This window comes from Methanoculleus receptaculi (assembly GCF_033472595.1).
GTDB classification, from domain to species: Archaea; Halobacteriota; Methanomicrobia; order Methanomicrobiales; family Methanoculleaceae; genus Methanoculleus; species Methanoculleus receptaculi.
Genome location: NZ_CP137642.1, coordinates 771719 through 786964 on the forward strand (window position 1 = coordinate 771719; position 15246 = coordinate 786964).

Below are 15246 nucleotides of genomic sequence, written 5' to 3' on the forward strand. Positions count from 1 at the left end.
CTGTGGCCGGGTATTGCCCTGAGCAGATGGCAAACTCTTCCCTTCCGGAGGAGTACAATCGCTCGATAGCTGGAATCGCCGGCACATTAATGGATGGACTCATGAACCGCTACCGGTTCAAAAAGATCGATGCCTTTGCAGCCGCCGGGTCGTCGGGAAACCCCGCGGGATACGTCCGCCTCTCCCCGGGGGAGCAGATCACCAACCGCGATATGCAGCAGATCGCCCGCGAACTGAAGGGTTTTGTCTCGGAAGTGGGCTTTCTCCGCGAGGGCACGCCGGGCGAATCTGATCTCTCGATGCGCTACTTCTCCTGCGAACGGGAGGTCGAATTCTGCGGCCATGCGACGATAGCCATCATGGACGACGTGGTGCGTTGCGACGACCGGTTCCGTGACCGGGAGAGCCTGCTCCTCCGGACGAACAAAGGTATCGTCACGGTCCTGAACCGGACGGGCGAGGACGGCATGGTGTATATCCGGGCTCCCGAACCGGAGTTCTCCGGCGCACGCCCGGACGCTGCAGAGACCGCCGCCGCCCTCGGTCTCGGCATCCGGGATATCGATCCCGCGATACACCCCGGCGTCGTGAACGCCGGCCTCGAAACCCTGCTCGTCCCCCTGGCCTCGCTCGACGCCTGCATCCGGTGCTCTCCCGACTACATGACGCTCCGTGCGTTCGCTCTCGCCCATTCCGTCGACGCGGTCGTCATCTATACCCGCGAGACGGCGTTTTCGGAGAACGACCTGCATACCCGGGTCTTCGCCCCGACGTTCGGATATCTGGAGGACCCGGCGACCGGCTTGGGGAACGCCGCCCTCGGAAACTTCCTTGTCCGGGAGAACCTCTGGACCAGCCAGACGCTCGCCATCGAGCAGGGGCCGGACCGGGAGAACCCGAACATCGTCCGCCTGCTCCGCCCCTACGACGGAGGACTCATGTTCGGCGGCCGTGGGCAGGTGCGGATCGACGGGGACTACGTCCTCTCTGCAGGAGCTCCCCCCGCGCAACCGGAATGACCCTGCCCGGAAACCGGCATGGAAAAAAGGGTTACATCCCCGCCCGGGAGAGGATGGTGTCGGCCACCTGTCCGGGGCTTGTGAAGGGGAAGTCCTCGGGCTTCAGAAGGGTGACCGCTTCACCGGCGGTCATCTCCACGTCGCCTGCTTTGCACCTGGTCGCCGCTCCCGCCGGGAATGCGGCAAGGAGCTCTTCGGGCGTCCTGATCGGGAACTTCGCGCCGACGAGGGCGCCGGCAATCTGGGCATGGATCTCTTCTTTAACGTTCATTTCTTTGCCTCCAGCATCTTGGCGATATCCCCGGCGGCCTTTGCCGTGATCGGCATAACCGAAACGTGCGCTCTTACAGGCCACTTGCCTGCTCTGCGTTCTCATCCGGTACGAACGCTCCGGCGCGACGCCGTTCGGGAACGTGTTTCGCCGATCCTCCCGTTGGACGGTTAGAATAATATAGATACCCGTCATTAAACTATACAATAATCTCGTGCTACACTCTCATAACCGTAACAGCACGGTCTTGATCGACCATGGAGGATCCAATGACTGACGGGACAGAACGCTACAGCCAGGAGATTAAAGAAGTCCAGTCCGAGATTGCGGCACTCAGGAGCGAACTCCGGCGGTTCATTGAGTACGCGAACAGACAGCACGTCGATACGGCCATCGACGGGCTCCGCAAAGAGTATGCAGGGGTCTTCGTCGAGCAGCACCTCTCCGACGCAGAACAGAGGCTCCAGGAGCGGATGATCCGCCAATGCCCGATGAGGGATAGGTGTTATGCCGCTTTCTACGAGTTTCTCAAGAGTTCCGCAGAGCATATCCGGGACGGGGAGGTGAGCGAAGAGGTCGTCCGGTCCTACCGCGACCGGCTCGCGGAGATGCGGAAGGGGGGGAAGTTCGACACCTGTTCCACCTGCTTTACCGAGACGAACCGTCTCTTTGAGAAACAGATCGAACTGATGCGCTCGCTCGGGATCTACCGGAGCAATAAGGAGACTTCTTCGTCCGTTGCGGACCTCTCGGACGAGATCCTGGTCAGGGATATCCTCGAGCCGCTTGCAAACCGGCACCGCTTCCGGATCGTCCAGTCGCTCGCCGCCGAAACACGGACGTTCTCGGCCCTCTCGAACCTGACCGGTCTCCGCGGAGGCAACCTGCTCTTTCACCTCAAGAAACTCCAGGATGCCGGGATGATCCTGCAGCGGCACGAGCGGGGAGATTATATTATCACCGAGAAGGGTTACAGGACTCTCAAGGGCATCGGCACCCTCTACGCCACCCTGCAGCCGTAGAACCTCGGGCCCTCCCCGGGTCCCTGCACTCTATTACCCGACCCCTTACATTTTTATCTCCTTAATGGTATGATGGGCCGGCGCTCCCCCACATGACAGAACCGGATACGGTCCCAAATCCTGTCGAAACGTGAGGGAGTTGTAAAGAGGCCATCAATCCAATGCCCTCACTGGTTTGATGGCAACTTTCAGCGACCACGCAGATCCCCCCTCATCCCCCTCACTCTGCATAATTAGAATCCTCCACCTCATCTCCCACCCTCTCATAGAGACGATACCTCGAGCCTTGAGAGCAAATTGTGGCAGAACCTGGAAAACTGAAGACAGCTCCCGCTCATCATGTCCCCCCATATTTCTGTGGGGGGGAAAGTTCCCTCAACTCCGACTGAGTATCAGATTCCCTCAGACCAGTGCACTCAGGTGCGTTGGATTCTTCAGTCCCGCACGCAACCCGAACAGAAGGAGAATTTGATATGCAACGAAGTTGAGAGTCATATAGAGTTTCCGGCTCTCATGTCGGATCCCTTTGAGGTGAAAGGTTACAGAAGCCTTAATCCGGCCATGTATCCGTTCACACTCACCGCGGCTTTGTATGAGAGTTGGGAATTCCGGGTCGAGAAGATTCTTGTTTCGCAAATGCATCCCGACCTGTTCAACTCTTCCATGCTGGTATAGGAATCGCAACTGTTGAGTCAGGGGAGCATGGATATCTCCCCCTGCTCTCCAGAGTTTGTTGACCCAATGCCGGATGCGTGTTTCCGTCCCTTCTTCCTGGATCACTGCCCCATCCCGGGTATCAATACAGGGTCGAGCATTCAGATGATACCAGAGGTGTGCATGTGCCTCGTATGAGTCGTATCCGGTATCAAGCAGCACAAGACTGAGTTTGGGTTTCAGCGCCTCCACTCTCTCGATAAGTGGAAAAAGGTGGGTTAAATCCGCATCAGTCCCATTCGAGTAGACCATGGTGAGTGGGTATGGTCCGAGATTGAAGATATGCGCTTTATCCATCTTAACCTGGTAATGCGGGTGAAAAAGAGCATATCTGTCATACCGGGATGCTTCGATTGGAGTTGAATCGATGATCCCAACCCTCTCCTTCTGTGCCCAGAGAACAATTGCCTCACCTACAAGATGCATGAGCCGTTCCACACCTTCGACGCCGAGACGATATTTCACAAAACTGTGGAGTGTTGCAGGATTGGGCAATAGATACCCTGCTTCAGTCTTCTCTGCACCAAGGTTGAAACAATCATCCTCTGTCAGGAGACGAACTGTCCGGACATAGGACTGTTTCCTGAAACACTTGATGACAAGTAGTTTGATCATAAGAATAACCGGATAATGGAACCGAGAGACCTGTCTGGAGTAGTATTCTCGTTCAATAGTCTGTGCAATGGTGTCCAGATAGGGCGAACTTAGGAACTCCGTGAGAGAGAACCCTGGTTCAATCTCTTCAAATCCGTCTTCTTTTGCCAAAAACTCGGTGTTAAAGGCCATGAACCATTTTGGGGCCAGGTATATATACCTGACGGAACACCTCTTACCGAGGCGCAAAAAAATTAGCAGACCTGGTACATCTCCGGTAAAAACCAGATAAACTGGCAAGGTGCGCCAGAGGCGCGCATACTACCGAAAAAGAGAGAAGAGTTTATAAGCCAGATCGTTGATTTGATGGGCTCTCGCAGCGTGAAACGCAGCACCACCTGTCGTATAACGGGTCACGCCGGTTCTCAAAGACCCTGGTATCCCGTCCGGCGCACCACGACTCCACCATGGTCGCCTCCTCCTCCGTGCCGAGGGTGACCAGCGTCTCGTCGGTGAGGTCAAGGAGGGTGGTTATGATATCCTGCCAGAGACTGGCGTTGTAGGGGTAGATCTGCCCTGCCATGAGGATGATCCCGAGAGGAGCGTCTGTAATGTAGCGGTCAGCCTCCCGTGCATCGATGCAGATGGTATCGGATGGGAGGAGCCGCCCTTTCGAGAGGCCGAGCGCCAGGAGCGTTGGGTCGTTGTCGTAGGCGAGCGCGCGCAGACCGCCCGCACGGAGCGCTGCGGTGCCGACCCCGGAGCCACAGCAGCAGTCGAGACAGAGTTCCCCGCTCCGGTCGCCCCAGACCTCCTGGAGGAGGTCACGTATATACTCTACCCGGCCCGGGCGCAGGTCTTCCAGGGCGGGTGATGTTGTCTCCAGGAGTTCCATGCTGTAGTATTCGCGGACGGCACTCGCCCAGGTCTCCCGTCTTTCCTGGTAGATTTCCCCGCCGATCGCCTCGAAATACTCTATGATGGCAAGGTTCGGGTCGCGGTAGAGGAACGAGGCGACGTGCCAGCCTCTCCTGTCGTGGAGCGCAAGCGCGATCACCTCCTCATTCTCATCGACCAGGAGGCGAGCCTCGTCCGCCCGAATCTGGAAGAGGTAGTCCGTGCACGAATCCAGCGTCAGGTCAGCAAAAGAGGGTTCTATGAGCCTGCAGCCCTCGACCTCAAGAATATCCGCAACCCTCATGCCGACCCCCTCTCGATCTTCAGTCCGCCCGGTGCCCGGATGACCCCATCGATGCGGGCGTCCTCGTGCAGCGTGAGGCGGCGACAGGAGACGTTTCCAAGGATGTGCACACCCTCTTCTACCCTCAGATCACCCTCGCTCTGGAGATCTCCGTGGATGACCGAACCCCTCGCGATGCTTCCATCCTCCCGAAGGCTGATACTCCCGAACAGGGTCGTATCCTCCCTCACCACGATCGAGGCCGCACGGATGTTCCCGTGCAGCCGGCAGCCAGAGCCGATGACCATCCTATCCGGGACGGAGAAGGTCTGCATATCCAGGACGGAACCGCCCGGGATCATAAGCGGCGTGGCGGCAGGAGCCTCATCGTCGCCGAAGATCTTTTCGAGGACTGAACTCAGTTCGTCCTCCCTCTCGATCCCGAGTATGGCCACCAGGTACATCACGATGTAGATTATGACCGGCATGGGGTTGCGGATGGAGATCCAGCCTTTCGCCTCAAACCCGCGCTCTATCTGGACGTTGTCGCCTATGTCCAGGTCTCCACGGACGACCAGTTTGCCAAGGATCTTCACCCCTTCCCCAAGGTAGGCGTCCTCGTCCACTATAACGTCGCCGCTGACCTCGCACCAGTTATCGATCCTGGCATCGCCTGCCGCAACGATGCTGCCGTTGATCCTGCTGAACTCACAGACGACGACGTCCTTTCCCGAGAGACCGTAATCGATCCGGCACTTCTCGCCGACGATGATATCCTGTTCGGTCTTGAGCGTCCTCTCCTGGAGTTCGGTGCGGTCGGGGAGGGTGCAGCCACTGATCCGGTTGTGGTCTACCCTGGATTCCATTTACCCGGTATAACCTTCATGCGCCATACTTATGACTCTTATTGATTAGGTCCATGACGATCGGCATGAGGTCAGAGCCACGGATACGGTGCAACCCACCCTCCGCACACGAGACCTCGTCGAACCGTCTGACCCGGTCAACCCTGACTCCGGGGCCACGTATGACGACCGGCACCGGGTCGGCGCTGTGATCCCTGACCGGGCAGGGCGTGCTGTGGTCGGCACAGACCACGATCAGGGTCTCGTCGAGATCGAGCAGCGGTTCGAGCGCCGCATCGATAACCTCTATAAAATCCCGTTTCTGGGTGGCGTTACCGTCGTGGCCGGCCTCGTCTGCGCCCTTGATGTTCATCAGGACGAAGTCTTTCCGGCCGAGTTCCGCCAGCGCTGCCCGCACCTTGGCGGCCACATCGGAGTTGACCGACCCTGTCGCTCCCGGCACCGGGATGTGTTCAAGCCCCACGACCTTCCCGATCCCCACGATCAGTGTGGCAGCCGCGATCACGCTCCCGGAAAGCCCGTAACGCTCTGAGAACTGCGGGAACTCACCCATCTTCCCGGCACCGCGGATCAGGAGGTAGTTTGCGGGCGCCAGTCCCTCCTTCATTCGCTGGATGTTGAGGGGGTGGTGGTAGAGGATCTCCGCCGACTGGCGGACGAACTCGTTGCAGGCGCGGGCGGTCTTTGCGTCGGCGGGGTCGTCGGTGCAGGCCCGGATCTCTGGCGGGCGGACACCCTCCTTCTTCGGGTCGTTCGAGGAGACCTTATCCCCGAGCCCCTCCCCGACGAGGGCCAGGGCAGCCCGGTGGCCGACGCCAGAGTTGAACCGGAACTCAAGACCGAGCGATGAGAGGTCGACGCCATCCCGGATCGCTTCCGCCAGGGGCTCCGTCCCGGAGATCCTCCCTGCCCGGCGGTCGGTGACCGCACCGTTCTCGTCAACGGTGGCAAAGTTGCAGCGGAACCCGATCATACCGGCGGTCATATGGATCCCGGTTCCCTCTGCCTCGAGCGGTCCGCGGCCGGTGTAGTAGTCCTGCGGCGGATAGCCGAGCAGCGCGAGGTGGGATGTATCGGATCCGGGGCGTATACCGGGGGATATGGTGTCCATGATCCCGCATACGCCTCCAGCGGCGATCCGGTCGAGGACAGGTGTTCGTGCAGCGGCAAGAGGCGTTTTCCCGTCCAGCGCTTCACATGGGCGGTCTGAGATCCCGTCCAGTACCAGGAATAGAACCTTCTGGGCAATCATAGTGAAGAGATGATGATCTAAAACCTGATTACTCTTGCCAGTGGTGCGGGTGAAATGTGGTTGAGCAGTGGGCCCTATACGGCCGCAATCTGCTCAAGTCTGGACTTTGTGATCTCGACCCGGCGCATCGGGTAGATCGTCTTGACGGCCTTGAAGATATCCCGGGCGAGGTCGCCGGATACGATCTCCCTGACCAGGGTATCCAAATCGCTCTCCGCTGCCTTTGCGGTGAGTATCTGTGCGACCGTCTGGCGGATGGCGTGGACCTGGCTCTGGTCGGCCCTTGTGAGCGTGAGGCAGACGACCGTGACCCGGAGGAGTTTGCCATCCCTGGTGAGGAGCGGGAGGATGGTATCGATACGGGACGTCCGCCGCTTCACCATCGATCGCAGGTAGTCGCGGGTCACCTCGTGCCCGACGAACTCGGTGTAGGCGGCGTCGCCGGCCACGTTCTTGATCTTGAACTTCATCTTGATGTGGGACTTTGAGTAGTCCTGTGCGACCTCACCGAGGGTGGTGGTCATAACGCGGCCGATCATGTTCTCGGGGTCGGCCGAGATGGTGTCGCCGATCTCGACTTTGCCGAAGGTCTCCGGTACGTAGACACGGTACCACTTCTTGGCTTTCCAGCCTTCAAGCCTTCTTCCAGCCTGTTTCTTCTTTGCCATGGTATCACTTCATCAATATCAATTTTTCATCCCATTTGAGCCTGAATTCACTTCCTGACCCTTTTGCTGCCGCATGGCGGCGTTGCAGACCTCATCTGCTATTGCCAGGTTCATGAGGTAGTCGTCCACCGTCGCGATGATCGACCGGAGCCTGGCTCCATCCACCAGGGCCTGCACACCCCCTCCGACCTGGATCGTCCTGATGAGGTTGAGGTTGTCGGGCTCGAGCGCCGCGGCCACACACCCGGGGTGGTTGTGCCGGGTCTCTATGACGCCCAAAACACGGATCATGCGAGGATCGCCTCCAGGAGTTCCTGCCTGAACCTCTCCAGGCCTCCGGCTGGGATCCGGGCACCGGCCCTCTGGCGGTGGCCGCCGCCGTGGCCGCCGCAGGCCCGGGCAACCGTCCGCATGAGCGCGTCCAGGTTGAGGTCGACGCCCGGCGGGCAGCGTGCTGAGATCGAGCAGTGGTCGCCGCTCATCCCGATGACGAAGACGGGGCCGTCCTGGAGAAGGTCGTAGGCGAGCACATCCGCGACGTCGCTTGCGACGTTCTCGTCGTCCACCTCATACAGGGCGACGCGTTCGTCCAGGCGACGCGCTTCGCGGACGCCTGCGATGACCGACTGCCGGTAACGTGCGGTGATCTCCCGGGCTTCCTGGAGCGCGTGGCTCGAGCGGAGGCAGAGCGATGCACCGATATCACCTTTTCCGGCTTTGCCGCAGGCGTCGACGACGGCGGTGAGGTCACCTGCCTCGTCGATCACCTCGCGGCCAAGGCTGTAGGTGGTCCCCCAGAGGCTGCAGAGGGCGGTGACTGACGCCTCCCTGGCGGCAGTAAGGACGATCCGGGAGAGGAGCGTCTCCATATCCACTTCGTCCTCACCGGTGACTGCTGCAACCAGTGTGCGGGCGGCATCGGGTTCTCCGGAGAGTCCGGGGAGGTAGGGGTCGATCGCGAGTGTGATCTGTTCGACGAGTCCTCTTCCTGCGAGGAGGAGGCCGCGGCCGGGTGTGATGAACCCGTTTGCGATCCCTTCGTTTGCGATCTCCCGGTTTGGCCCCTCGATAACCTGGCCGTCGCCGATGATCCCGAGGAGCGTGAGCCCCGCGAGATCACGGTTGTCCCCCATCTGCCGGGCGACAAGGTATGCGGCACCGGCCGCTGAGAGGCTCCGGTCACCGTCGATCCCGGCGAGGTGCGGGTTGACGTGGAGTTCGCCCTCGAAACGCGGCTGGTGGTGGTCGACCACCATCACGTCGTCTGGCAGGTCCGGAAGCGCCGATCCAAAGTCGCATAACAGCACGCTGCCCTCCCTGGGGATCTCTTCCGGCGTGATCTCGGGGCGGATCCTCAGGCGGAACCGACCGCCCGCGCGGAACATGGCCTGGCAGAGGATGGATGCGGCGGCTATGCCGTCGGCATCGTGGTGTGCCAGCACCTCCACAAACTCGTCTTCGAGCAGGCGGTTGGCCAGGGTTGCAGCAGCGGCGTCAAGCGACATGGGTCGATCAGCGGGTAAGCAGGATCTCCGCGGTCTCCGGTTTGTATGTCCAGTCGGCCGGCAGCCGTCCGCTTTTGACGTAGTAGTTTACCAGCCTGCGGACCTTGGACTCGGCGATCTGAAGCTGCCTGAGGTTGTGGTGGTCCTTCTTGTTCTCAGCAAGGTGTTTCCTGAGCCTGAGCGCTTTCTCCATCAGGTTCCGGAGGTCCTCGGGGATCTCTGATTCAAGACCGTTCTCACGGAGAATCTCCGTTATACGTTTGCCTGTGGCGAGCCTGACGTCAGGGACGGCGTGCCTGTCGCGCAGGACAAGCCCGATCTGGCTGGCCGAGAGGCCGTCTTTGCGGAGTTCGATGATGATCTTCTCGATCTCCGCTGCATCCGTGTTTGACCACTCGGGCGCCTCTTTACGATAGGGGCGGACTGAACCGCTGGTTCCCCGGCGCCGAGCGTACATTCTTGCCATTCATGCACCTCCGTTAGGTATTAACTATGTAAGTCCAGAAAAGAGTCCGTTTCCTGACTATTCTCTGTAATCCCGAGCCCTTGCGGGCAGTGCTTCCGGGAGCACGTCGGACTTACCATAGCCAGCACATACAGTGCTCTACATTGTTTACCGGGAAGAATCTTAAGAGTATCGGACTCTCCAGCGGGGTGAAGGGGCGGAGCGGGGATGCAAGCGGAACCGCCCTTCCCGTAATCAATTTCAATACGATACGTTTTTCTGTTTATCCATCCAACAATACCAGGCGCGGGACGCGCCGTTGGGCCTGTGGACTCGCTCCCGGTGGGGAGGGGGATGAAACAGGAAGCCCCCCGCCCGAGAGGCGCGGGGTAGTTCACCTGCTCTCAGGGCAAAACCTGATAGCACAAATGCGATAGTAGTCTAGCGGCAGGACAGGGGCTTCCCAAGCCTCTAACCCGGGTTCGATTCCCGGCTATCGCATCCCTGTTTTGGTTTGATCGTTCTGGTGCGAGATGGCCTCGCATTTACGAGAGATCGCAGATCTTTGCATATTGGCAGCACTGAGAAATCTGGAAAGGGGCGCCATTTTTGTGAGTCCCCCCGCTGGGAAAAAATGACCGGGGTTTTTACCCCCGACGATACCGTGTCGCGATCAGGATGACCAGCGCCGCCCCGGCCGCCGCCGCACCGAACCCGGGTGCGGTCGCCGTCGGCACCGGTTCTTCTGTCTCTTCTCCAGGCTCCGTGATCCCTGCCAGCCAGGCGGTGCTGTTGCCGGTGGAGATGAACTGGATGCCTGCCAGGACATAACCGCCGCCAGGAACGCTGGCAGCGGCATACACCCGGTTCCCGGGGAACGTCATCTTCCAGAGTATGGCCCCGTCAGCGTCCGTCCCGAAGACAAAACCCTCTCCACTCGCTGCGTTCGTACCTGCAACCAGGTAGCCGCCGGAGGGCTGGATGCCGACAGCGTAACCGGTGAACCCCTCCATCTTCCTAGCCCAGGCCTCATCTCCGTCCTGATCGACGAGCCCATACCAGTAGTTCCCGGAGTAGACAAATCCGCCGTCCGCGGTCTCCTCAAGATCGAAGATGACCGGAACCTGGTAGTTCCTCGACCACAGGGTGTTGCCGTCGGCATCGAGCCGGATGAGGAATCCGTCCCCCATATCGTAGGTGAAAGGCGATGACGTCCCCCCGACGAGGTAGCCGCCGTCAGAGGTCACAATCGCGGTGTTCACCGCGGTGCCCGGGAACGTCCTGTTCCAGATGGGCGTCCCGTTCCCGTCGGTCTTCAGCAGAACCCCGGTCGTCTCGTTCTCCGAGCCCGCCGGGTTCCAGAGCCAGCCGGCGGCAAGATATCCGCCATCAGGCGTCTTTGCAACCGACGAGACCTTCATCCCCGGGAGAGCCTCCCGCCACTCCTCCTCACCCGCGGCGTCCAGCCTGATCAGGAACGAGGTGCCCTGGTATTCGCCCCCCCCATCCGTCTCGTTGATCGAGACGCTGTATACACCGGCGATGCACCCGCCGTCAGCGGCCGCAGCAACGGAGGCAGGCGCCATCCCGGGCAGCCTTTTCAGCCAGACCTGGTTACCCGCCCCGTCGGTCTTTACGAGCATCACGTCCTCCTCCTTGCCGCTGGTTCTTGACAGGGTTGAACCGATGGCGATGAGACCTCCGTCTGCAGAGGGTGCAACGGCATCAAACTTGTTCTCATTCTCCAGCTTAAACGTCACGTTCCAGGCGACCTCTGGAGAGGCCGCGGTTGCGGAGACGACCCCCGCCGGCAGCACCACCGCAATGAACAGTGCTGCCAGGATCGCTTTCCTTCGCCAGAAGCCTTGAGGGTTTTCTGTCATGGAGATCCATGAAGGATGGGCGGGAAGCGCAAAAAGCGTAGTGGTTCGCCGCCGGCAATCCCTTAATGAACGTGGACTCCCAATACATTAGCACGTGCTGGCGACATTCGACGGAACCTGGGTGCACCTGAAGAGCGAAGGGCGCACGCTCTACGACCAGGGCGGTTATGGGAGACCGGAGAAAGACGGTCTTTGCCTATCCCCCGAAGAAGCTCTCTACCTCATGGAGCGAAACAAGATCGAGGTGAAGGACCTTGACTTTGATGCCCTGCTCGGCCTCTTCGCCGACCGGTCAAACTTCATCCGCAGGTACATGGTCTATCGCGACATCCGCGAGCGGGGCTACGTGATTCAGCCTGGCCCGCACGATTTCCGCGTGTTTCGCCGCGGCCACAAACCCGGGTCCGGTAAGTCGCGATACCTGGTCCGGGTTCTCTCGGAACGCGATCTCGTCGATTTCGACCGCCTGGATCAGGATGTGCTTACTGCGGTCAACATGCGAAAACAGTACCTCCTGGCGGTCGTCGATGACGAGGACGAACTGACCTACTACGAGGTACGGCTGCAGGATCTCCCCCCCATCGGCGAGCCGCCGGCCTGTGAGGCGCCTGTGGGGGCGGGGCTCCTTGGAACATACGCGCTTGCCCACCTGCCGCCGGGAAACCGGCTTGAGGAGGAGTGGTACGGCAAGAGGCTCGATGCCGAACGCCTCCTCTTTCGCCCCGTCGAGTCGATCTACCTGATTCGCAGATGCTGTCTCGAAGTCCATCACGACGGCGGGCCGATGACCGCAGAGACCCTCCTTGACGCGGTTGCGGAGGTTGATATCGAGATCCGCGAGAAGGAGCGGGTCTTTTCCGACCTCCGGGACAAAGGTTACATCCCCAGGACCGGCTACAAGTTCGGCCACCACTTCCGTGTCTACTCCGGGAAGAAGAGCCACTCCGAGATGCTGGTCCACGCCGTTCCTGCAGGAACTTCCATGCCGATGAGCGCCGTCTCCCGCTCCGTCAGGCTCGCTCACAGCGTCAAAAAGAAGATGTTGTTTGCCTGCGTACGTAACAGCGGTATCAGGTACGTCGAATTTGGCAGAATAAAACTGTGAGCGTCATTACATGAATTCCGAGCTAACCCCCTGGTCAAACAACCAGACCGTCGATCTGGATCGACTCTTCTCCGAGTTTGGTATCGAGCCTATTGGTGAGGTGGCACGAAACCTTCCAGAGATACCGCCGTTCATACGCCGCGGCATCGTCGTCGGGCATCGGGATTATAACCTGATCGCCGACGCTATCCGGAACAGAACGCCGTTTCATGTCCTTACCGGGTTCATGCCCTCCGGTCTCCCGCACCTCGGGCACCTGATGGTCATGAAAGAGGTTGTCTGGCACGTGCAGCAGGGCGGGACGGGCTACGTCGCCATCGCCGACCGGGAGGCGCACGCCGTCCGCGGCATATCCTGGGAGAAGTGCCGGGACTACGGGAAGGAGTACCTCAAAGCCCTCTACGCCCTCGGGTTCGAGGGCACGACCTACTACCAGAGCCGAAACGAGCGTTTGAAGGATCTGGCCTTCGAGGCGTCAACGCGGGTGAACTTCTCGGAACTCAATGCAATCTACGGGTTTGGCCCGGATACGTCGCTCTCTCACGCCATGAGCGTCATCACCCAGGTGGCCGACATCCTCTTCCCGCAGGTGGATGCCGGTCCGGCGCCCACGATCGTCCCGGTTGGCCTTGACCAGGACCCGCACCTCCGGCTAACCCGGGACGTGGCCTACAAACTCCGGATGTTCACGGTCGAGGACCGCGGCGAGTACATCAGCGTCCGGTCAAAGAACGCCTCTGAAGAGGCCATTGAGACGGTCTATCGCGCGTTCCCGGGCTCGAAGAGGTATGCGGCTCACGTGGACATACCGGGTCTTGCGCAGAACCGCGTGGAGGAGACCGTCCGGAGGATCGAGATCGATCACGGCGGGTTTGGGTTCTACCTCCCTTCCTCGACCTACCACATCTTCATGCCTGGGCTCCAGGGCGGGAAGATGTCAAGCAGCGTGCCCGCGAGCCAGTTCGGGTTCTACGAGCCCGACTCCTCGGTAAAGAAGAAGGTCATGGCGGCGCTTACCGGCGGGCGGATGACGCTTGAGGAGCAGAGGCGTCTTGGCGGCGATCCGGACTCCTGTCCGGTCTATCTCCTGAACCTCTTTCACATGCTTGATGACGATATCGAGCTTGCCGACCTGCGCCGCCGCTGCGAGAGCGGCGAACTCACCTGCGGGCAGTGCAAGAAAGAGACGCTGGAACGCGTGCGGGCGTTCCTTGCGGATCTGCGGGATCGGATGGATGCGGTTGAGCACCTTGCCGAGGAGGTATGATACGGTGGAACTGACGCAGAACGAGAAGAAACTCCTGGTTGCCCTGGCCCCGCTCGGGTCGGCAGACGCGGCCGCTCTTGCGGAGAAGATGAACACCCGCCCGGAGGCGGTTGTGCAGTATGCGAACCTCGCCCGTGAGCGGGGGCTTGTTGAGGTTGAGAGAGACGTCACCCGGCGCTACCGGCCGACGGAGGAGGGGCTGGCCTATGTCGGGAAGGGTCTCCCCGAGCGGCAGTTGTTCGAGAGTTTCGGGGAGGCTATCCCTATGCGCGACCTCCAGAAACACCCGCTTGCAAAGATCGGGATCGGCTGGATGCGCAGGAAAGGCTGGATCACCATCCGCGACGGTGTGGTGCATAAGACCGGCAACGCCCCGCCGGGCCCGGATGAGGTTGCGTTTGCCCGGGTTGGAGAGACTGGCGAGATCCCCGCTGATGAGGAGGGTGTTCTCGATCTCGTGAAACGCGGGCTTGTCCGGGAAGAGGATGAGGTCACATACACCATATCGATAACACCCCACGGCAGAGCCCTCCTGGCCGCCGGGCTCGATCTGCGTGAGGAGGTGGGGACGCTCACACGTGAGCAGATCATCTCCGGCGCCTGGGAGAGCCTCCCCCTCCGGCGCTACGACGTCACGAAACTGCCGCGACGCGTCTACCCGGGGAAGACCCACCCCTATCAGCGCCTCATCGACGAGATGCGCCGAGTCCTCTTTGATATGGGGTTTGCCGAGATGTCGGGCGGGGTAGTCCAGAGTTCGTTCTGGAACTTTGACGCCCTCTTCCAGCCCCAGGACCACCCGGCCAGGGAGATGCAGGATACATTCTTCCTGGCCGAGCGCTGGCCTCTTCCCGAGGGTTACGAGCGCGTCCGCGAGATGCACGAGCACGGCGGCGATACCTCGTCCACCGGGTGGGGAGGGAGGTGGAGCGCGGAGAAGGCGCAGCAGTGTGTTCTGCGGACGCACACGACCAGCCTCTCGATCCAGCACCTGGCGGAGCACCGGGAACCCCCGGTCAAGGCGTTCTGCATCGGCCGGGTCTACCGGCGGGAGGCCATCGACCCCACCCACCTGGCGGAGTTTGAGCAGCTTGAGGGTATAGTGATGGACGAGGGTGTCAACTTCCGTCATCTCCTGGGGTTCTTGAAGGAGTTCTACGCGAAGATGGGGTTTGACAGGGTCAGGTTCAGGCCGGGCTACTTCCCCTACACCGAACCGAGCGTGGAGCCTGAGGTCTATGTTGAGGGTCTGGGCTGGGTGGAGCTTGGCGGAGCCGGGATCTTCCGTGAAGAGGTGACGGCGCCATTCGGGATCGAGCACCCGGTGCTTGCCTGGGGTCTCGGGATAAGCCGGGTGGCGATGCTGCGGCTCGGGCTGCGGGACCTCCGGCACCTCTACAGGAGCGATGTTGAGTGGATCCGGGAGACGCCCATCTACGGCGGGGGGCGGTGAGA

Annotated in this window: 15 protein-coding genes and 1 tRNA gene; 6 read left to right on the forward strand and 10 right to left on the reverse strand. The window is 60.6% G+C overall.

The annotated features are described in order from the left end of the window. Window positions 1-26 precede the first annotated feature (26 nt). The gene (locus R6Y96_RS04105; RefSeq protein WP_318622246.1) at window positions 27-1019 is read left to right on the forward strand and encodes a PhzF family phenazine biosynthesis protein; all 993 of its coding nucleotides are present in this window, start codon (window positions 27-29) and stop codon (window positions 1017-1019) included. A 31-nt stretch (window positions 1020-1050) separates the two neighbouring features. Here the strand turns inward: R6Y96_RS04105 and R6Y96_RS04110 are convergent, their stop codons facing one another. Next, window positions 1051-1290 carry an MTH865 family protein gene (locus R6Y96_RS04110; RefSeq protein ID WP_318622247.1) on the reverse strand — a complete coding sequence of 80 codons (240 nt, stop codon included), beginning with the start codon at window positions 1288-1290 and terminating at the stop codon, window positions 1051-1053. A gap of 269 nt (window positions 1291-1559) precedes the next feature. Here R6Y96_RS04110 and R6Y96_RS04115 point away from each other — a divergent pair, with 269 nt between their 5' ends. Further along, complete coding sequence (locus R6Y96_RS04115; RefSeq protein WP_318622248.1) at window positions 1560-2312, forward strand: winged helix-turn-helix domain-containing protein; 753 nt, start codon at window positions 1560-1562, stop codon at window positions 2310-2312. Between the two features lie 402 nt (window positions 2313-2714). Here the strand turns inward: R6Y96_RS04115 and R6Y96_RS04120 are convergent, their stop codons facing one another. The 8 genes from R6Y96_RS04120 to R6Y96_RS04155 all read right to left on the reverse strand — a co-directional run bounded on the left by R6Y96_RS04120 (window position 2715) and on the right by R6Y96_RS04155 (window position 9557). Next, window positions 2715-3812 carry a transposase gene (locus R6Y96_RS04120; RefSeq protein ID WP_318622249.1) on the reverse strand — a complete coding sequence of 366 codons (1098 nt, stop codon included), beginning with the start codon at window positions 3810-3812 and terminating at the stop codon, window positions 2715-2717. Window positions 3813-3963: 151 nt separating this feature from the next. Continuing rightward, entirely contained in the window at window positions 3964-4821 is an 858-nt protein-coding gene (locus R6Y96_RS04125; protein ID WP_318622250.1) for a class I SAM-dependent methyltransferase, read from the reverse strand. Next, window positions 4818-5666 (reverse strand): acyltransferase, encoded by an 849-nt coding sequence (locus R6Y96_RS04130; RefSeq protein WP_318622251.1) that lies wholly within the window; start codon window positions 5664-5666, stop codon window positions 4818-4820. The genes R6Y96_RS04125 and R6Y96_RS04130 overlap by 4 nt, the downstream gene beginning before the upstream one ends. Before the next feature lie 16 nt (window positions 5667-5682). Then, complete coding sequence (locus tag R6Y96_RS04135; protein ID WP_318622252.1) at window positions 5683-6918, reverse strand: 2,3-bisphosphoglycerate-independent phosphoglycerate mutase; 1236 nt, start codon at window positions 6916-6918, stop codon at window positions 5683-5685. 74 nt (window positions 6919-6992) lie between these two features. After that, window positions 6993-7586: a 30S ribosomal protein S3ae gene (locus R6Y96_RS04140; protein WP_318622253.1), complete on the reverse strand. Its 594-nt coding sequence runs from the start codon at window positions 7584-7586 to the stop codon at window positions 6993-6995. An 18-nt stretch (window positions 7587-7604) separates the two neighbouring features. Beyond that, window positions 7605-7877: a KEOPS complex subunit Pcc1 gene (locus R6Y96_RS04145; protein ID WP_318622254.1), complete on the reverse strand. Its 273-nt coding sequence runs from the start codon at window positions 7875-7877 to the stop codon at window positions 7605-7607. Continuing rightward, complete coding sequence (locus tag R6Y96_RS04150) at window positions 7874-9091, reverse strand: DHHA1 domain-containing protein (RefSeq protein ID WP_318622255.1); 1218 nt, start codon at window positions 9089-9091, stop codon at window positions 7874-7876. The genes R6Y96_RS04145 and R6Y96_RS04150 overlap by 4 nt, the downstream gene beginning before the upstream one ends. A 7-nt stretch (window positions 9092-9098) precedes the next feature. Beyond that, window positions 9099-9557 carry a 30S ribosomal protein S15 gene (locus R6Y96_RS04155; protein WP_318622256.1) on the reverse strand — a complete coding sequence of 153 codons (459 nt, stop codon included), beginning with the start codon at window positions 9555-9557 and terminating at the stop codon, window positions 9099-9101. A gap of 409 nt (window positions 9558-9966) precedes the next feature. On the opposite strand from R6Y96_RS04155, the gene R6Y96_RS04160 reads away from it, so the two are divergent. Beyond that, window positions 9967-10037: transfer RNA gene (locus R6Y96_RS04160), tRNA-Gly, on the forward strand. A 146-nt stretch (window positions 10038-10183) separates the two neighbouring features. Here the strand turns inward: R6Y96_RS04160 and R6Y96_RS04165 are convergent. Beyond that, window positions 10184-11419, reverse strand: coding sequence for an outer membrane protein assembly factor BamB family protein (locus R6Y96_RS04165; RefSeq protein WP_318622257.1), 1236 nt, complete (start codon window positions 11417-11419; stop codon window positions 10184-10186). Between the two features lie 94 nt (window positions 11420-11513). Between R6Y96_RS04165 and endA the strand changes: the two genes are divergently transcribed. From endA to pheS, 3 genes are read left to right on the forward strand one after another with little or no spacing between them, the layout of a single operon-like run. Then, entirely contained in the window at window positions 11514-12524 is a 1011-nt protein-coding gene (gene endA / locus R6Y96_RS04170) for a tRNA-intron lyase (RefSeq protein ID WP_318622258.1), read from the forward strand. Between the two features lie 10 nt (window positions 12525-12534). Beyond that, a complete protein-coding gene (locus R6Y96_RS04175) occupies window positions 12535-13791 on the forward strand; it encodes a tryptophan--tRNA ligase (protein ID WP_318622260.1) in 1257 nt (418 codons plus the stop codon). Window positions 13792-13795: 4 nt separating this feature from the next. After that, entirely contained in the window at window positions 13796-15244 is a 1449-nt protein-coding gene (gene pheS / locus R6Y96_RS04180) for a phenylalanine--tRNA ligase subunit alpha (protein WP_318622262.1), read from the forward strand. Window positions 15245-15246: the final 2 nt, after the last annotated feature.